Origin of the sequence: Winogradskyella sp., from assembly GCF_003712105.1 — a bacterium.
GTDB lineage: Bacteria > Bacteroidota > Bacteroidia > Flavobacteriales > Flavobacteriaceae > Winogradskyella.
This window is the reverse complement of record NZ_RHLG01000002.1, coordinates 162,216-181,725: the sequence shown is the minus strand read 5'-3', so window position 1 is coordinate 181,725 and position 19,510 is coordinate 162,216. Positions and strand designations below refer to the sequence as shown.

General features: G+C 34.2%; 13 protein-coding genes. 9 read left to right on the top strand and 4 right to left on the bottom strand.

The window, feature by feature from the left end; all coding sequences use genetic code 11:
* Positions 1-52: 52 nt before the first annotated feature.
* On the bottom strand, positions 53-1,588 hold the full coding sequence (gene guaA / locus ED556_RS05225) for a glutamine-hydrolyzing GMP synthase (RefSeq protein WP_296320269.1): 1,536 nt from the start codon (positions 1,586-1,588) through the stop codon (positions 53-55).
* An 88-nt stretch (positions 1,589-1,676) separates the two neighbouring features.
* Complete coding sequence (bshC, locus tag ED556_RS05220) at positions 1,677-3,275, bottom strand: bacillithiol biosynthesis cysteine-adding enzyme BshC (RefSeq protein ID WP_296320266.1); 1,599 nt, start codon at positions 3,273-3,275, stop codon at positions 1,677-1,679.
* 225 nt (positions 3,276-3,500) lie between these two features.
* On the opposite strand from bshC, the gene ED556_RS05215 reads away from it, so the two are divergent.
* The 4 genes from ED556_RS05215 (at position 3,501) to ED556_RS05200 (ending at position 10,316) form a co-directional block, all read left to right on the top strand.
* A complete protein-coding gene (locus ED556_RS05215) occupies positions 3,501-5,978 on the top strand; it encodes a M14 family metallopeptidase (protein ID WP_296320263.1) in 2,478 nt (825 codons plus the stop codon).
* A gap of 18 nt (positions 5,979-5,996) precedes the next feature.
* Positions 5,997-8,840, top strand: a complete 2,844-nt coding sequence (locus ED556_RS05210; protein WP_296320260.1) for a pitrilysin family protein — start codon at positions 5,997-5,999, stop codon at positions 8,838-8,840.
* A 230-nt stretch (positions 8,841-9,070) separates the two neighbouring features.
* Positions 9,071-9,841, top strand: coding sequence for an MBL fold metallo-hydrolase (locus ED556_RS05205; protein ID WP_296320257.1), 771 nt, complete (start codon positions 9,071-9,073; stop codon positions 9,839-9,841).
* Positions 9,842-9,845: 4 nt separating this feature from the next.
* The gene (locus ED556_RS05200; protein WP_296320254.1) at positions 9,846-10,316 is read left to right on the top strand and encodes a DUF1572 domain-containing protein; all 471 of its coding nucleotides are present in this window, start codon (positions 9,846-9,848) and stop codon (positions 10,314-10,316) included.
* Positions 10,317-10,376: 60 nt separating this feature from the next.
* Here the strand turns inward: ED556_RS05200 and ED556_RS05195 are convergent, their stop codons facing one another.
* Positions 10,377-10,796 carry a nucleoside-diphosphate kinase gene (locus tag ED556_RS05195; RefSeq protein WP_296320248.1) on the bottom strand — a complete coding sequence of 140 codons (420 nt, stop codon included), beginning with the start codon at positions 10,794-10,796 and terminating at the stop codon, positions 10,377-10,379.
* 237 nt (positions 10,797-11,033) lie between these two features.
* Between ED556_RS05195 and ED556_RS05190 the strand changes: the two genes are divergently transcribed.
* Genes ED556_RS05190 through ED556_RS05180 form a run of 3 tightly spaced genes read left to right on the top strand, consistent with a single transcriptional unit; the run spans position 11,034 to position 13,830 of the window.
* Positions 11,034-12,053, top strand: a complete 1,020-nt coding sequence (locus tag ED556_RS05190) for a bifunctional oligoribonuclease/PAP phosphatase NrnA (protein ID WP_296320245.1) — start codon at positions 11,034-11,036, stop codon at positions 12,051-12,053.
* 3 nt (positions 12,054-12,056) lie between these two features.
* Positions 12,057-12,605: a gliding motility-associated peptidyl-prolyl isomerase GldI gene (gldI, locus tag ED556_RS05185; protein ID WP_296320242.1), complete on the top strand. Its 549-nt coding sequence runs from the start codon at positions 12,057-12,059 to the stop codon at positions 12,603-12,605.
* Positions 12,598-13,830 (top strand): peptidylprolyl isomerase, encoded by a 1,233-nt coding sequence (locus tag ED556_RS05180; protein WP_296320239.1) that lies wholly within the window; start codon positions 12,598-12,600, stop codon positions 13,828-13,830. The genes gldI and ED556_RS05180 overlap by 8 nt, the downstream gene beginning before the upstream one ends.
* 33 nt (positions 13,831-13,863) lie before the next feature.
* Here the strand turns inward: ED556_RS05180 and ED556_RS05175 are convergent, their stop codons facing one another.
* Positions 13,864-15,324 (bottom strand): aminoacyl-histidine dipeptidase, encoded by a 1,461-nt coding sequence (locus tag ED556_RS05175; RefSeq protein WP_296320235.1) that lies wholly within the window; start codon positions 15,322-15,324, stop codon positions 13,864-13,866.
* A 55-nt stretch (positions 15,325-15,379) separates the two neighbouring features.
* Here ED556_RS05175 and ED556_RS05170 point away from each other — a divergent pair, with 55 nt between their 5' ends.
* On the top strand, positions 15,380-16,447 hold the full coding sequence (locus tag ED556_RS05170; protein WP_296320231.1) for a DUF3810 domain-containing protein: 1,068 nt from the start codon (positions 15,380-15,382) through the stop codon (positions 16,445-16,447).
* Between the two features lie 81 nt (positions 16,448-16,528).
* Complete coding sequence (locus tag ED556_RS05165; protein WP_296320230.1) at positions 16,529-19,507, top strand: amidohydrolase family protein; 2,979 nt, start codon at positions 16,529-16,531, stop codon at positions 19,505-19,507.
* The last annotated feature ends 3 nt before the right edge of the window (positions 19,508-19,510 follow it).

The window sequence follows — 19,510 nt, the reverse complement described above, 5'->3', positions numbered from 1 at the left end:
TAAATATTTAATCAACTTTAACTAAGAAACAAATTAGACCGCTGGGTCACTTTTATTCCCATTCGATGGTAGCAGGTGGTTTTGAACTGATATCATAAACCACTCTGTTTACACCTTTTACTTTATTTATTATTTCGTTTGAGGTCTTTTGCAAAAACTCGTATGGTAAATTTACCCAATCTGCCGTCATACCATCGGTACTTTCTACAGCTCTAAGCGCCACACATTTTTCGTATGTACGCTCATCACCCATAACTCCAACACTATTAACTGGTAATAATATTGCTCCTGCTTGCCATACTTTATCGTACAAGTTCCATGAACGCAAATTATTAATAAAGACAGCGTCAACTTCTTGTAATATACGAACTTTTTCTGCCGTTAGATCTCCGAGAATCCTAATTGCTAAACCAGGTCCAGGAAATGGATGACGTCCTAACAGTTGGCTATCCATATGCATAGAAGCACCAACACGTCTTACCTCATCTTTAAACAAAGCTTTTAAAGGCTCTACAACTTTGAGCTTCATAAAATCTGGTAACCCACCAACATTATGATGACTCTTAATCGTAGCACTTGGGCCTCCAGTAGCTGATACACTTTCTATTACATCTGGATAGATGGTACCTTGTGCTAGCCACTTTACATCTTTAATTAAATTTGCCTCATCATCAAAAACCTCAATGAACACGCGACCTATCGTTTTACGTTTTTGTTCGGGATCGCTCTTTCCTGCTAAGGCATCCAAAAAGCGTGCCGAAGCATCTACACCTTTAACGTTTAAACCCATGCCTTGGTATTGCATGAGTACATCTTGGAACTCATTTTTACGTAATAATCCATTATTAACGAAGATACAATAGAGATTTTCACCTATAGCTTTATGCAATAACATTGCTGCAACAGAAGAGTCTACACCACCTGAAAGTCCTAGTACAACTTTATCGTTACCTAACTGTGATTTTAAGTCGGCAACCGTTTCTTCAACAAAAGCATTTGGTGTCCAATCTTGCTCAATATCAGCAATCTTAACAAGAAAATTCTCCAATACTTTTTTCCCGTCTGTAGTATGATATACTTCTGGGTGAAATTGAATTGCAAAAGTATCTTCACCTTCTATCTTAAAAGCTGCATTCTCCACATCTTCTGTACTAGCTAATAACACACCACCTGTTGGTAATTCTTTAATTGTATCACTATGACTCATCCAAACTTGAGTACCTTGAGAAATACCTTCAAAGAAAGTTTCACCAGTTTTTATAAAGTCAAGATTAGCTCTACCATATTCTCGGGTATTAGAAGCTGCTACTTCACCACCAGAAAAATGTGCTAAATATTGAGCGCCATAACAAACGGCTAATAATGGTTTTTTTCCTCTAATATTTGACAAGTCTGGATGTAAAGCATCTTCACCTCTAACTGAATTTGGACTACCAGATAAAATTACAGCTCTAAAACTGTCTGAATCTGAAGGAATTTTGTTGAATGGATGAATCTCGCAATAGATGTTTAATTCTCTCACACGGCGCGCTATTAGCTGTGTGTATTGCGACCCGAAATCTAAAATTAGGACTTTGTTGTGTTGCATGCACAAAAATAGAAATAGATTTTAGATTTGTGATTGCTGAATTACGATTTTTTGAATAGTTTTTAACAAGTAGAAAATTGTACCAAAACTAAATCGTCAGTATAGTAAAATCACCTTTGAGAGGTTGTAACGCAGCAACTAATTCTTCTATTAAATTATCTCCGAATTCTAAATACAATTCTGAAAAGTTAGTATTACGCTCTTGCAAGCTTTTATTAGGAAATAGTTGCTCTTGCAAATCTGTAGCTCGAGAAATTTGATCTGCTAAATTTTTCTTTTGAGCATTAAGTAATCGTTTCTCTAAGTGTTTTAGCCCCTTGAGTTGCTTTTTTTCTTGTGCTTCAACTGCACCTAAGAATGATTTATCGGTTTGTTTTGCTAACTGATGTAGAGCCTTAAACTGTTCTATAAGATGATTTTCTTGCACAGTGAAATCGATAGATATGTTAGATATTTGGCGCACACGTTTATTGATATAGCTATCACGTTTTAAAAACAAATCTGCATCTGTAAGTCCCAGATTTTGCTGCTTTCTATATTGCTTATCAGTTCTTATAAGTACAGAGTTTCTTAAAAGTAATATAGGAAAAGGTACTTGCTGAGCTTCAAAATTTGATTTTAACTGAAACCAATATGCCAATTCGCCTCCACCACCAATGTAACAGAGGTTTGGCAATATTACTTCTTGATATAGAGGTCGCATTATTACATTAGGCGAAAAGCACTCTGGGGATTCTTGAAGATGCGCCAAAATTTCAGATTTGGTCCAAGACAATTCTGCATTGTTAACTTTGAAAACATTGTCTTCAAAAACTATGCGTTCTCGAAGTGTATCTTGAATGTAAAAGAGATTTATTTCACGCGGATTTACTTGAACTTTGTAACCTAATTTTTCAATTTCTAGATTAGTTTCAGAAACAGAATTAAACCCAATATTTTCAATAAGTTCTTTTTGCATTTGTGGTACAAACAAACGCTTTAAGTCTTTGTCATCAGCATCTATTATAACAAGTCCATATTCAGAAAAAATAGCATTAGCTAAATATCTAGTAGCATCAGACAAGTTATTGTGATTAAGATATGCTTCTTTAAACCAAGTTTTAAGTTGCTCTGCTTGTTTGCCCGGACCAAATTCAGCCGAAACAATTTCAAAAACTTTATCTAACCCTTCTGTACTAAAACGTCCTACTGCTCCGCCGTCTGGTCTATTCCATTGAATCTTTTTTCCTTTAAAGTTGAAATAGTTAATCTCATCAAAATCATGATCTTCTGATGCCATCCAATAAACAGGAACAAAATTATAATCTGGATATGCTTCCTTTAACTCATTAGTAAGGTTTATAGCGGAAATTATTTTATGTAAAAAATATAATGGTCCTGTAAATAGGTTTAACTGATGTCCAGTAGTAATTGTAAATGTGTTCTCAGATTTTAGGCTTTCTAAATTCTTAATTGTAAGTTCTGAAGCTTCAATAGATTTATATTGCTTTTCTAGAACTTCAGAAAGTACCTTTCGACCGTAATCAAGGTCACTGCTTTTTGACTTTTCTTCAATTTGACTTTTGAAATTTTCAAGTGTTGGAAACCGATGGTATAATGGCTTTAATTCAGGAGTTTCATCCAAGTAATTACAAATAAAAGACGAGAAATAATTAGTGTCTCTAAACGAAATACAGTCGGTTGGCATGTGTAAATCAAAATTATGGTATAAATATACGGCAAGTGATTATGGTAACTGCTAATATTTAGTTAATATGGAATAGAATTCTGAAAATCTAAAACACAGTTTTTATTTTTACTCGATAATCAAGATTTTAAAATCATTACCTTTAACGCCCTTATGTTTCTGACAAAAAACAAGTTAGACCGGAACATCAATTTAAACAGCTTTGGCGCTAAACTTACTATTACTATGCAAAGACTTTTCCTAATCGCTTTATTTTCTTTTGGATTTCTTTTTAATTCTTTTTCTCAAAACATTCCGTCACCCGATGAATTTTTAGGTTACCCTATCGGAACCCAGTTCAGCAGACATCATCAAGTAGTCGATTATTTTAAAGCTGTAGCAAATGCGCTACCAGAAAATGTTAAGATTGAAAAATATGGCGAAACGTATGAAAGACGTCCATTACATTTGGCTTATATTTCTAGTAAGGAGAATATTAGTAATCTAAATACGATAAGAGAAAACAATCTTAAAAATGCGGGCTTATTAAATGGTGAGGCTAATAATCCTGATGTTGCTATTGTTTGGTTAAGTTACAATGTACATGGCAATGAAGCTTCAAGTACAGAAGCCGCTATGTTAACACTACATAAACTACTTACCAAAAAACAAGACTGGCTAAAAAATACGATTGTAATTATTGATCCATGTGTAAACCCTGATGGGCGTGATCGCTATGTAAACTGGTATAACGAAACTGCAAGTCAACCTTATGATATAGACCAACAAGCCTCAGAGCATAATGAACCTTGGCCAGGTGGTCGCCCAAATCACTACCTTTTTGATCTTAATAGAGATTGGGCTTGGGCTACACAAGTAGAATCTGAAACCCGATTAAAAGTGTATAACAAATGGATGCCTCACATCCATGTAGATTTTCATGAGCAAGGTATCAACGAACCTTACTATTTTGCGCCTGCTGCAGAACCTTTTCATGAGATTATTTCAGATTTTCAGCGCGATTTTCAAACCGAAATAGGAAAAAATCACGCCAAGTATTTTGATAAAGAAGGTTGGTTGTTCTTTACGCGCGAGCGTTTTGATTTATTTTATCCAAGCTATGGTGATACTTACCCAACATATATGGGTGCTATTGGTATGACCTACGAACAAGGTGGTCATGGTAGAGCTGGTTTGGGCATTTTAAATGATGAAGGTCATGTACTTACTTTAGTTGAGCGTTTAACGCATCATACAACCACCGGTCTATCAACAGTTGAAATAGCATCAAAAAATGCCGCTCGTTTAAATACTGAATTTGCAAAATTCTTCGATAATTCTGATTTAAAATATAAGAGCTATGTGTTAGGTGGTAATCCAGATAACATAGGTAGTCTTACAAATCTTTTACAAAAACATGATATTGATTTTGAAAAACTATCAACCAATAAGGTCAGTGGATACAATTACAAAACTGGAAAGCAAGGAAGTCTGAATTTTGATAATGCCATTGTGATTCACTCAAACCAACCCAAAGGCAAAATGGTAAAAGTACTTTTCGAGCCTAATGCAAAACTTACAGATTCTTTAACTTACGATATTACTGCTTGGAGTATGCCATATGCTTATGGGTTAGATGCAATTGCCAGCACTACCAAAGTACCAAGTTCTCAAACATCAGAAAGTAAATCATATCGAGCATTGACAGATGCATATGGTTATGTAAGCGATTGGAATTCTATGAAAGATGCAAAGTTTTTAGCAGAACTTTTAAAATCTAATTTTAGAGTACGATTCACTGAAAAGCCCTTCAAATCTAATGGTGAAACTTTTGAAAGAGGTGCTTTAATAATTACCAAGGGTGATAATAAAGGCATGGCTAACATGCTGTCAACTTTAAATTCAATTGCAAAAAAGTATGATAAATCATTAGCAACTATAAATTCTGGATTTTCACAAACCACTCCAGATATAGGTTCTCCAGATATTAAGCTTATTAACAAGCAAAAAATCGCAATGCTTTCAGGTGATGGCACATCCTCATTAAGTTATGGTGCGCTCTGGCATTTCTTTGAGCAACAATTACAATATCCTGTAACTTCTATTAATACAGATAATCTTAGCCGAACTAATCTAGACAAGTACAATATTTTAATCATGCCAAGTGGTTACTATAGTAGAGTTTTAAACGAAGCCACTATGAACGCCTTAAAAGATTGGGTACGCTCTGGCGGAAAAGTTATTGCTGTAGACGCCGCACTTAGAAGCTTTGCCAATAAAGAAGGATTTGCATTAAAGTACAAAGACAATGAAAGTGATGATGCACAAGAAAATTTAACACCTTATGCTGACCGTGAAAGAGCGTATACTAACAACCTCATTACTGGTGCTATTTTTAAAAGTAAAGTAGACACAACTCACCCTATGGCATTTGGTTATGATAAAGATTATTTCACCTTAAAATTGGGTAGTTCTGCTTACAGTATACTTGATAGAGGTTATAATGTAAGTTATGTTGAAGACGTAAAGGTTTATTCAGGTTTTGCGGGAAAAAACACCTTGAATATGCTTGAAAAAACTTTAGTCTTTGGAGAAGAGCGAATGGGTAGTGGAAGCTTTATATATATGGTAGATAATCCCCTTTTTAGAAGCTTCTGGGAGAATGGAAAACTCTTTTTGGTTAACTCTATCTTCTTCGTAAATAATAATGCATTCGAATTATAAAATTAAAATAACTAACTAATGAAATTATATAGATTTAAAAATGTTCCTTTTTTAATCCTTTTGCTCGTATTTGGATGTAAAAATGAACAACCCCAAGAATCAAATGAATTAAAGGTTAATTATGAAAAATTCACACTTGATAATGGCCTAAAGGTTTTATTTCATAGCGATAAATCAGATCCTGTTGTTGCTGTATCGCTCACAGCTCATGTGGGTTCTGCAAGAGAGATTGAAGGTAGAACTGGTTTTGCACATCTATTTGAACATCTGTTATTTCTAGAGTCTGAGAATTTAGGAAAAGGTGGATTAGATAAAATGAGTGCTCGAATAGGAGGCTCAGGAGCAAATGGCTCAACCAATAGAGACCGAACTAATTATCTACAAACTGTACCAAAGGATGCGCTAGAAAAAATGATATGGGCTGAGGCAGATAAGCTTGGATATTTTATAAATACAGTTACTGACCCAGTTTTAGCAAAGGAAAAACAAGTAGTAAAAAATGAAAAGCGCCAATCTGTAGATAATAGACCTTATGGTCACACACAATATGTTATTGACAGTAACCTTTATCCTGAAGGTCATCCTTACAGTTGGCAAGTCATTGGTTCTTTAGAAGACTTACAGAATGCTACGCTGCAAGATGTTAAAAACTTCTTCAACAGATGGTATGTACCAAATAATGTGATACTCACTATTGCTGGAGATTTTGATACTGAACAAGCAAAAAAATGGGTGAAAAAGTATTTTGATGAAATTCCAAGAGGTGAAGATATTCCACCATTAGCAAAACAACCAGCTGTTTTAACAGCTTCAAAACATTTGTATTATGAAGATAATTTTGCACGTGCACCACGCTTAACAATGGTTTGGCCTGGAGTTCCGGATTATCACGAAGATTCTTATGCGCTTAGTGTTTTAAATCGATATTTATCACGTGGTAAAAAAGCGCCTTTATATAAAGTTCTTGTTGAAGACGAACAGCTAACAAGTGGCGTTGGTATGGGTGAATACAGTTCTGAAATAGCTGGGCAAATTCAATTGAGTGTTACGGCATTTAATCAAGTAGAGCTAAATGATGTTGCTAAGGCTATTGAAAAAGCTTTTAATCAATTTGAAGAAAACGGCATTTCGGAAACGGATTTAAACCGCATTAAAGCAGGACAAGAAACTAATTTCTACAGCAGTCTATCTAGTGTTTTAGGCAAAGGTGCTCAGTTAACACAATACGAGATGTTTGCAGGTGATGCAGGATTTATTACAAAAGATGTAGAAAACATTTTAGCTGTAACTCCCGAAGATGTCATGAGAGTTTACAACACATATATCAAAGACAAAAACTATATCGCTACGAGTTTTGTTCCAAAAGGGCAATCTAATTTAATATTAGAAAATTCTGTTTTAGCAGATGTTGTAGAAGAAAAAATCATTGATGGTGCAGAAGAAGGTTTCGATGCTTCTATTGCGGCAACATATGAGAAAACACCTTCTAGTTTTGACCGAAGCATAGAGCCTCCATATGGCGAAAGCCCAGATGTTAAAGTGCCTGAAGTTTGGAAAGACGATTTAAGCTCAGGGATAAAAGTTTCTGGTATTGAAAATGATGAAGTACCCTTAGTACAATTTCAGTTAAAAATTAAAGGTGGTATGTTATTAGAAGACTTAACTAAAATTGGTGTTTCTAATATAATGGCTGACTTAATGTCTCGAGGCACAAAAAACAAAACGCCTGAACAACTTGAAAACGAAATTGAAAGCTTAGGTGCCCGTATTAATTCTTTCGCCACCGATGATGCAGTCTATATAAACGGTAGCTGCCTGTCCAAGCATTATGATGCAACACTAGCATTGGTTTCTGAAATTTTACTTGAACCTCGTTGGGATGAAGATGAGTTTAAACTTATCAAGCAAAGTGTTAAGTCTAGTATTCAGCGTCAAAAAGCTAACCCAAATGCCATTGCAGCAAACGAGTATGCGAAGTTACTTTATGGCGAAAATCACATTCTAGCTCAAAATAATCAAGGCACTGAAGCTTCAGTAGAAACTATATCTATTGAAGATTTAAAAGCTTACTATCAAAATAATTTGACTCCAAGTTTAGCTACTTTTAATATTGTTGGTGATATCTCTGAAGAACAAGTAATTAATAGTCTAAGTACTATTAATAGTAATTGGGAAGTGAAAGATGTTACAATTCCAGAGTTGCCAGCTATAGAAGCACCTACAAAATCTACTGTTTATTTCTATGACGTTCCAAATGCTAAACAATCGCAACTACGTTTTGGTTACTCAGGACCAAAAGCAACCGACGATGATTACTATGCTGCTACAGTAATGAATTATCGTTTAGGTGGCGGTGGATTTGCATCGCAATTAACACAACAGTTACGTGAAGGAAAAGGCTATACTTATGGTATACGGTCAAGATTTTCTGGTGATGAATTAGATGGAAGATTTATGATTTCGAGCGGTGTACGCTCTAATGTAACTTATGAATCTGCTGCATTAGTAAAAGAAATTCTAGAGAATTATGCTAAGAATTTCGATAGCCTAGATTTAGAAGTCACAAAAGGCTTTACTTTAAAAAGTGGTGCTCGCGCTTTCGAAACGCTTGGTGCTAAACTAAATATGTTATCTAATATTAGCGATTTAGGATTTGACGATGACTACGCTAAGCAGCGTGAAGAAATTGTAAAAGCACTCACAGTTGATGATATAAAAGCGCTTGGTGAAAAATATATTAGACCTGATAAAATGATTTATTTAGTAGTTGGTGATGCAGCTACACAACTAGATAAATTAGAGCAATTAGGGTTTGGTAAACCTGTGTTATTAAACCCAACTTACGAAGCTTTAGACCAATAACGCTATGTCATAAAAATATAATGGTTTTAAGAGTCGCATATATTTTATCTTTTCTATTACTACTTTATAGTTGCAATAAAAAAAGAACGATACAGAATAATGCTGATTTGGAAGAAAATCCAAAGTCTCAAATTTTATCGAAAACTTCGTTGGTTGTACTAGGCACTGTACAAGATGCTGGCTACCCTCAAATTGGTTGCTCACAAAAATGTTGTATAAATCAGTGGGATTTGCAACAAAAAAGATGTGTTACATCTTTAGGACTTATTGAGCCAGTTACAAATAGTTCCTTTCTTTTTGAAGCCACACCAGATATTAAATTGCAAACAAAAAAATTATCAGATTATATTGGACATGACACTATAGAAATGCCCAATGGCATTTTTCTTACTCATGGCCATATAGGTCACTATTCTGGATTAATGCAATTAGGTAGAGAAGCAATAAATGCAAAGTCAGTACCTGTGTACGCTATGCCAAAATTAAAATCTTATTTAGAAAATAATGGTCCTTGGAGCCAATTGGTAGAGATAAATAACATCATTATAAATCCTTTGGAAAATAAAATCCAAATCTCTTTAAGTGAAAACTTAAAGGTAGAACCTTTTTTAGTTCCTCATAGAGCTGAATTTACTGAAACGGTCGGTTACAAAATAGTAGGGCCAAACAAAACCGGTCTTTTTATACCAGATATAGACAAGTGGCAAAAATGGGACACTTCTATTGAAGACGAGATTAAAAAAGTAGATTTTGCATTTCTGGATGCAACATTTTATAAAAATGGTGAAGTAGGAAATAGAGATATGTCAGAAATACCACATCCTTTTGTCGAGGAGAGCGTTGAACGTTTCAAATCATTAGAAGCCTCTGAAAAAGCAAAAATTTATTTTATTCATTTTAACCATACTAATCCATTAATTCGCACAAAATCTAACGAACAGATCGAGCTTACGAAATTAGGTTTTAACATTGCTGAGGAAGGATTAGTTATAGAACTCTAAATTTATGACTCACATAAATAATTTAGAAAGCGCATTAAAGCAGCTCTATTTTGGCGGTAATTGGACTGGAACAAATGTAAAAGATAGCATACAAGATATCAACCTATTAATGGCAACTAAGCAAATTGAAGGTTTTAATACTATAGCTAAGCTGGTCTTTCATATCAATTACTATGTTGAAGGTATTTTGCCTGTTTTTGATGGTGGCATTTTAGAAATTAGAGATAAATTTAGTTTTGATGCACCACAATTTAATTCAGAAGAAGATTGGAATAACTTCAAATTAAAAGTTCTAAAAAATGCTGAGTTACTAATTGAAAAAGTGAATGCTCTTGATGACGATATACTGCACCAACCTTTTGTGGATGAAAAATATGGTAATTACTATAGAAACTTAAATGGCATTATAGAGCATACCCATTACCACTTGGGCCAGATTGTAATTTTGAAAAAATTCATTCAAAATAACGTATAAAAAAAGCCGGTACTTAGACTGCGCTTAGTGACCGGCTATAGTATTCAATATTTTTAGTGTTTAGAACATTTCTCTTCCAGAAAAATGAAATGCACCTTCGATAGAAGCATTGTCATCACTATCACTTCCGTGAACGGCATTTTCTCCAACTGAAGTCGCATATAACTTACGAATAGTACCTTCTGCAGCTTCGGCAGGGTTTGTAGCACCAATTAAAGCTCTAAAGTCTTCAACTGCATTGTCTTTTTCTAAAATCGCAGCTACGATTGGCCCACGAGTCATAAACGCAACCAATTCTCCAAAAAATGGACGCTCTTTATGGATTGCATAAAACTGCTCTGCATCTGCGGTAGTCATTTGGGTTAGCTTCATTGCTACGATTCTAAATCCAGAAGCTGTTATTTTTTCTAATATTGCGCCAATATGCCCGTTTTCAACAGCATCTGGCTTTAACATTGTAAATGTTCTATTTGTTGCCATGTTTTTCGATTTATTACGTCATCAAATTTTTGATGAATTCGCGTGCAAAAATAAGGTATTTTAAAGAATACACAAGCAATGCAGAACTGATATTTTAAGGTTTATCAATTATTTAACGTCGTCATCTTTTAAGCTAATTATAAGACATCATTTTCTATGATTTCTTAATACCAAAATCCATTAAAATAACGCTAATGCATTTCAAGAATTTATTATTAAATTGTATATTCGTTCGTTATGAAAACTGAAGATTTTACTGCTATTAAAGAACTGCTAAGTTCTCCCAAACGTATTGCAATTATTCCGCATAGAAATCCTGATGGTGATGCAATTGGTTCTACACTAGCCTTAATGCACTACTTAAATTCTTACAATCACGATGCGGTTGTTGTTGCACCTAATGATTATCCTGAGTTTTTAAAATGGGCTCCTGGCGAAAGTACTATACTAAAGTTTGATACCCAAGTAGATATTTCAAAATCAAAAATAGCAGAAGCTGATATCATATTTACACTCGATTTTAATGTGTTAAATAGAACTGGTGAAGAAATGGGACGTTTTTTAGCTGAGTCTCAAGCGCTTAAAATTATGATAGATCATCATCTTGCTCCAGATGATTACGCTACATATATGTACTCCGATGCGTCAATGTCATCGACTTGTGAGATGGTTTTCAATTTTATTGAAAATCTAGGTGATAGCGATAAAATCAATTCAGATATTGCTTCATGTATTTACTTGGGAATTATGACAGACACAGGTTCATTTAGATTTAGTTCAACAACATCTCGCACGCACAGAGTTATTGGAGAATTGATCGATAAAGGAGCAGATAATACTCAAATTCATAATCTTGTATATGATACCAATAGTTATAATAGACTACAACTTCTTGGTAGAGCACTTCAGAATTTAAAAATTATACCTGAGTATAACGCAGCATATATAGCGCTTTCACAATCTGAGTTAGATGAGTTTAACTTTAAAAAAGGAGATACTGAAGGTGTAGTTAATTACGCGTTATCTGTAAACAACATAAAATTAGCGGCTATTTTTATAGAAAACTCCTCTGAAGGCATCGTAAAAATCTCGTTAAGAAGTAAAGGTAGCTTATCAGTAAATGAGTTATCCAGAACTCATTTTAATGGTGGCGGACATTCTAATGCTGCTGGCGGCCGAACCACTTTATCTCTTAATGAAACCGTTGAAAAATTTATTGCTATATTGCCAGAATATAAAGCCCATTTAACCTCTTAACCTATGAAAAACCTGCGTTTAATCTTAATAATTGCAATTGCAATAGTAGGTTGTAAATCTCCCGAACCTCGGCGTCCTGTATCTATTAAAACAGGCTCATTTATAAAAGAATCTGCAGAACGTAACAAAGCACTTAATAAAATAGAACGCCAGCAAATTGAAACACTTATTGCAGGTCGTTTTAAAGATAAAGACTTCTTAATTTCTGAAAATGGGTTTTGGTACCATTATAATTTAAAATCTAAAGATGATACTATAACACCAAAATTTGGAGACCAAGTAGTTTTTAATTATGATATTTTAGATTTAAATGGTCAGCCAATCTACACTTCTGAAGAATTGGGAGTGCAAGATTATTTGATGGACAAAGAAGAATTATTTACTGGATTACGTGAGGGATTAAAACTCATGAAAGCCAAGGAAAGCCTAACCTTTATTTTTCCATCTCATATGGCATTTGGATATTATGGAGATGAAAATAAGATTGGTACAAATGTGCCGTTAATATGTAATGTTACCTTAAATAAAATAACCAAAAATAATAATGACTAAGAAAATTTTAATTCCGTTAATCGCTTTAGTATTACTAAATCTTTCAAGCTGTAAAACACCATATCCTGAGTTAGAAGATGGTTTATATGCAGAGTTTATAACTACAAAAGGAACTATGGTTGCAAAACTTGAATATGATAAAGTTCCGGTAACAGTTGCCAATTTTGTTGCTCTAGCAGAAGGAAATCATCCTTTAGTTGATGATGAGCATAAAGGTAAACCATACTACGATGGTATAACATTTCATAGGGTTATAGATAAGTTTATGATTCAAGGTGGAGATCATACGGCAACTGGAAGTGGAAATCCAGGTTATAGATTTGCAGCAGATTTTTCATCTGATTTAAAACACGATAAGCCAGGTATATTATCTATGGCAAATAGTGGTGGTTTTAATACTAACAGTAGTCAATTTTTTATTACAGAAGTTCCATATCCTCCGTTAAATGCTTTTAATCCTAACGGTGAATTAAAGCCTTGTGACCAACCTAGAGTAAGTTGCCACTCGGTTTTTGGTGAATTAGTTTTAGGACTTGATGTACAAGATTCAATATCTAATGTAAAGGTTATTGACCCTTCTAGAAGAAATCATAAGCCTGTTGAAGATGTTGTAATTACCAAACTAAACATTATTCGCAAAGGACCACTGGCCAAAAAATTTGATGCCCCAAAAGTATTTGAAGAGCAAATGCCAAAGGTAGAAGAAGGCATTGCCAAAATTCAAGAAGAAGCTCGAAAAAAAGCTGAAGAAGAGAAACGGCTAGCTGAAGAAAAATTGCAAAAAGCAGCTGATGAATTTAAACCTATTATTGATGGTTATATTGCAAAGTCAAAAACTCTTGCTTCTGGCTTAAAAGTGTATTCCATTACTAAAGGAAATGGTGAAAAGCCAAAAACAGGACAAACTGCACTTGTAAATTATCAAGGTTATTTTACTGATGGTAAATTGTTAGATAGTAACATTAAAGAAATAGAAGAAAAATTTGGAAAGTATAACCCTGCTAAAGAGCAACGAAACTTGTATGCTGCTTCACCAATGAAAGTAAGTCCTGATGCTAACTTATTTGGTGGATTTAAAGAAGCACTGGCTTCAATGCGAGTTGGTGACAAAAAATTCTTTTATTTTCCATCGCACCTAGCTTATGGAGAAAGTGGCCGCCCACCAGTGGTGCAACCCAATACAGATTTAGTATTTATTATTGAAATGACAGCTATTAGTAAATAAATAAAAAGGCCATCATAACAGATGGCCTTTTTATTACTTTTTCTTCGGAATATTCTCTAAAATCTCTAATACAAACTTCCAATACTTTTGTGCAGATGAAATTTGTGCTCGTTCATCTGGTGAATGCGCGCCTTTAATATTAGGCCCAAAGCTTATCATGTCCATATCTGGATAATTTTGCCCTAAAATACCACATTCTAGACCAGCATGACATGCAGCAACATGAGGTTTTTCACCATTGTTTAAACGCTCGTAAATTGGCACCATAGTTTTAAGAATATCAGAATCCATATTTGGTGCCCAGCCTGGATAATTCCCAGAGAACTCAACTTCACAACCAGCTAATTCAAACGTTGCTTTTAGTGCATTTGCCAAATCTAACTTAGAACTCTCGACTGAACTCCGTGTTAAACAGCCTATTTTTATTTGACCATCTTTAACCACTACTCTAGCAATATTATTAGAGGTTTCAACTAAATCTGGAATATCTGCACTCATTCGATACACACCATTATGTGCTGCATACAAAGCTTTAATTAACTGTTCTTGTGTTTCATAAGAAATTACACTTTCTGGTAAATCAGATTCTGTGAAAAGAATTTCCAAATCTGGTTCCAGAGTTTTTAATTCCTTCTTAATCGTGCCAGCTAAAGATGACAATAAACGGATTAGTAATTCAGCTTTATCTTCTCTAATAACCACATTAGCCACACTTTCTCTTGGAATAGCATTCCTTAAACTTCCGCCATCTATTTCAGCAATTTTAACATCTTCAATTGCAGCAAAGAGCAATCGATTCATAATCTTATTAGCATTACCTAAACCTTCATGGATTTGCATTCCAGAGTGTCCACCTTGTAATCCCTTAACTTCGATTGTATAAGAGATACTATTTTTTGGAGTTTGTTCTCGTAAATACGTTCTGGTAGCCGTAACATCTATTCCACCAGCACATCCTACTCCAATTTCATCATCTTCTTCAGTATCTAAGTTTAATAGAATTTCACCATTAAGAATACCACCTTTAAGTCCCATTGCGCCTGTCATTCCTGTTTCTTCATCAATAGTAAATAATGCCTCTAAATCCGGATGAGCGATAGAATCACTTTCTAAAATGGCCATGATTGTTGCTACACCTAAACCATTATCAGCACCAAGTGTAGTTCCTCTTGCCTTTACCCAATCATCTTCTACATACATGTCTATACCTTGAGTATCGAAATCAAAAACCGTATCATTATTTTTTTGATGCACCATATCTAAATGCGATTGCATTACTATGGATTTTCGATCTTCCATACCTTTGGTAGCTGGTTTACGAATAATTACATTTCCTACTTCATCTTCAACAGTTTCCAAACCGAGGTTTTCGCCAAAGTCTTTCATAAATTTAATAACACGCTCTTCTTTTTTTGAAGCTCTAGGAACAGCGTTTAAATCTGCAAATTTATTCCACAATGCTTTAGGTTCTAATGCTCTTATTTCTGAACTCATATATATCTTTTTAAAGTGATGCAAAGGTAACCAAACTATTCCCTATTTTTGAGTTATGCGTATCACAAAAAAAGGAGCACTACTTATTTTTTTAGGAATCCAAATTGTTGGAATTCAAATTTTAAAACTAATCCCTGATTTTGTTGAAAAATATTATAGTAATGGTATTTATCCATTACTCTCAAAATTAATGCGTTACAGTTTTGGATGGTTACCGATATCTGTAGGAGATATTCTCTATACGGCAGCTATAATATATGTTTTAGTATGGCTATATAAAAACTATAAACGCATCTATCTAGACACTAAAAATTGGTTATTAGATGTCGGAGTAACTATATCTATTGCATACTTTGCATTTCACATACTCTGGGCATTTAATTATTATCGTGTTCCTCTACATCAAGCTCTTGATATTGAAACTACTTATACAACAAAAGAACTTGTTGATTTTACAAAACAATTGATAAGTAAATCTAATGACGTCCACTTGCAATTGAGTAGCTCTGACACACTTAAAGTTGATTTACCGTACACAAAATCTGAAGTATTTAAAAAAGTAAAACTGAGCTACGATAAATTGTCTGAAACATACTCTCATCTAGAATATAAACCTCAAAGTTTAAAACAATCGCTGTACAGTATTCCTTTAACCTATATGGGATTTTCTGGGTATCTAAATCCATTTACAAATGAAGCACAGGTAGATGGATTAATTCCCATTTATAAATTTCCAACAACATCTTGCCATGAAGTAGCGCATCAATTAGGATATGCAGCAGAAAACGAAGCTAATTTTATCGGTGCTATTGCAGCAATTACTAATGATGATTCATACTTTAAATATTCAGGATATACTTTTGTTTTACGGTATTGTTTAGCTGATATTTATAGACGCGATGACAAACAATACGAAAGTCTACTAAAAGATATTAATAAAGGCATTCTTAAGAATTATCAAGAAGTTCAAGATTTCTGGAAAGATTATAAAAATCCTATCGAACCTTTTTTTGAAAAAACATTCGACACATTTCTTAAGGCTAATAATCAATCAGCAGGTATAAAAAGCTATAGTTATGTTGTGGCTCTAATGGTTAATTATTACAAAGACAAGCCGTTATAAAAGTTAAAAAATCATAATAAAATAGAGGTTTTAAGCATAAGTCTTATCTTTAGAACTCTAAATTTTAACTAACCAAATAATATGATTAAAGCTCAATTACGGCTGCTCATTTTCATGTGCAGCTTCTCGTTATTTGCACAAGATTATTTTCCTAGTAATTCCGGAGTAAAAACAAACAACTCCAATTACATGGCATTTACAAATGCAAAAATTTATGTCTCACCGACAGAAGTGATTGAAAATGGAACACTTCTAATAAAAGACAGTAAAGTCGTCAGTGTCGGAAAATCAGTTACGATACCAAAAAATACAACTCGTGTTGATTTATCTGGCAAAACAATTTATCCTTCATTTATAGATATTCATACAACTTTTGGTGTAAAAAAACCCGAACGTGGTGGAAACGGACCTCAATATGGACCAAGTAGAAGTGGTTTTTATTGGAATGACCATATTATGCCAGAACAGGACGTTATGGCAAGTTTTAAATACGATTCTAAATCGGCATCCGAATTACATAAACTTGGGTTCGGAGTTGTAAATACACACATGCCAGATGGGATTGTTCGTGGTACCGGTGCTTTAATAGCTTTGAATAATGATGCTGACAACTCACTCCGCGTTGTAGATGGTGAAACTACTCAGCATTTTTCCTTCAGAAAAAGTGTACGCTCTCGCCAATCTTATCCATCGTCTATAATGGGAAGTATGGCGCTTTTACGTCAAATGTATGATGACGCCAAATGGTATGCAGATGGAAATGTAAATACTCGAGATTTGGCATTAGAAGCTTTAAACGAAAATAAAAGCCTTTTACAAATTTTTGAAGCTGGTAGTAGAGCTAATCTTATGCGTGCTGATAAAGTTGGGGATTCACGTAATGTACAATATACAATAGTTGGTGGTGGAGATGAATATGAACGTATTTCTGAAGTTAAGGGTACAAATGCTACAGTTATTCTTCCGATTAATTTTCAATTAGCATACGATGTTGATGATGCTTTTTTAGCATCTACACTATCATTGAGTGATATGCGCGCTTGGAACCAAGAACCTCATAATCCAAGATTATTAGCTGAAAATGGAATTGAGTTTGCATTGACAACTCACGGATTAAAATCAAGAAAGTCATTTAAGGGTAATCTTGTAAAAGCGATTGAAAGTGGTCTTTCTAAAGAAAATGCACTAGCATCTTTAACGACTATACCAGCTAAGTTATTAGGAAAGTCTAATCTCTTAGGCACCTTAAAAACGGGTAGCTATGCAAACTTTTTAATCACATCTGGAGATATTTTTGACAAAAAAACCAAGCTTTATGAAAATTGGGTTCAAGGTATGCAGCATGTTATTACTAATATGTCTACAAAAGATATTGATGGAGAATATAATTTCAAACTAGCTGGTAAAGACTATAAATTAAAAATATCTGGTAGTACAAGTAAACCAAGTGCTAAGATTGAATCTGATGATAAAAGCTTAGGTACAAAAATAAATTACAAAGATGATTGGGTAAACCTTACCTATACAACTACCGATAGTACTAAAAAAGAATTTGTACGTATTGCAGCCAACTCGGTAAAAGGTAATAGTTTAAATGGTACTGCAATATTACCAAATGGTTCAGAATACACATTCTTTGCGAGTAAGGTTTCGGGCTCCGATAGTAAGGACAAAGCCAAAAAGAACATGACGATGTCTGACAAAAAAGAATCATTTATGAGTCCTATTACATATCCTAATTTGGCATATGGTTTTGCAGATAAACCAAAATCTGAAACTTTATTATTCAAAAATGCTACAGTTTGGACTAATGAAAGTGATGGAGTTTTAGAGAACACAGATGTGCTCATTAAAAACGGTAAAATTGCTAAAATAGGTCAAAACCTTTCTGATCGAAGTGCAAAAGAAATTGATGCAAGCGGTAAGCATATTACTGCAGGAATTATCGATGAGCATTCTCACATTGCTGCTGCATCAATTAATGAAGGCGGCCATAACTCGTCTGCTGAAGTAACTATAGAAGATGTTATCGATGATGAGGATATTGATATCTATAGAAATTTAGCTGGCGGTGTAACTTCTATTCAAATTTTACATGGTTCTGCAAATCCAATTGGAGGTCGTTCTGCGATTATAAAATTAAAATGGGGTGAAGCAGCAGATGATTATGTTTACGATAACTCTCCCAAGTTTATAAAATTCGCTTTAGGTGAAAACGTAAAACAATCGCGCTCTACCCGAAATGAGCGTTTCCCTCAATCTCGTATGGGTGTTGAACAAGTGTTTATTGACTATTTCACTAGAGCTAAGGCATACGATGCTGCTAAAAAGAGTGGAACACCATACCGAGTTGATACTGAAATGGAAGTTTTAGCAGAAATCCTAAATGGAGAACGCTTTATTTCATGTCACTCTTATGTGCAAAGTGAGATTAATATGTTGATGAAGGTTGCTGAGCAATTTGGGTTTAGAGTTAACACTTTTACGCACATATTAGAAGGTTACAAAGTAGCAGACAAAATGAAAGACCATGGTGTTGGTGGTTCTACATTTAGTGATTGGTGGGCTTACAAATATGAAGTTAACGATGCTATTCCTTTTAATGCAGCTATTATGCATAATGCAGGCGTAATTGTTGCTATTAATAGCGATGATGCAGAAATGTCGCGTCGTTTAAATCAAGAAGCTGCAAAATCTGTGAAGTATGGTGGTGTTAGCGAAGAAGATGCTTTAAAATTTGTAACACTTAACCCTGCTAAACTTTTACATCTTGATGATCGAGTAGGAAGCTTAAAAGTTGGAAAAGACGCTGATATAGTTTTATGGAGTGACCATCCATTATCGATATATGCAAAAGCAGAAAAAACAATAATTGAAGGTGTTACTTATTTTGATATAGAACGCGATAAGGAAATGCGTAAAGCTATTAAAAAAGAGAAAAGTGAACTTTTAAATTTGATGCTTCAGGATAAAAACAAAGGTTTAAAAACACAGCCTGTCAAGAAAAAAGAAAAAGAATTGATGCATTGCGACTCAATGGATAATCATAATCACAACTAAAAA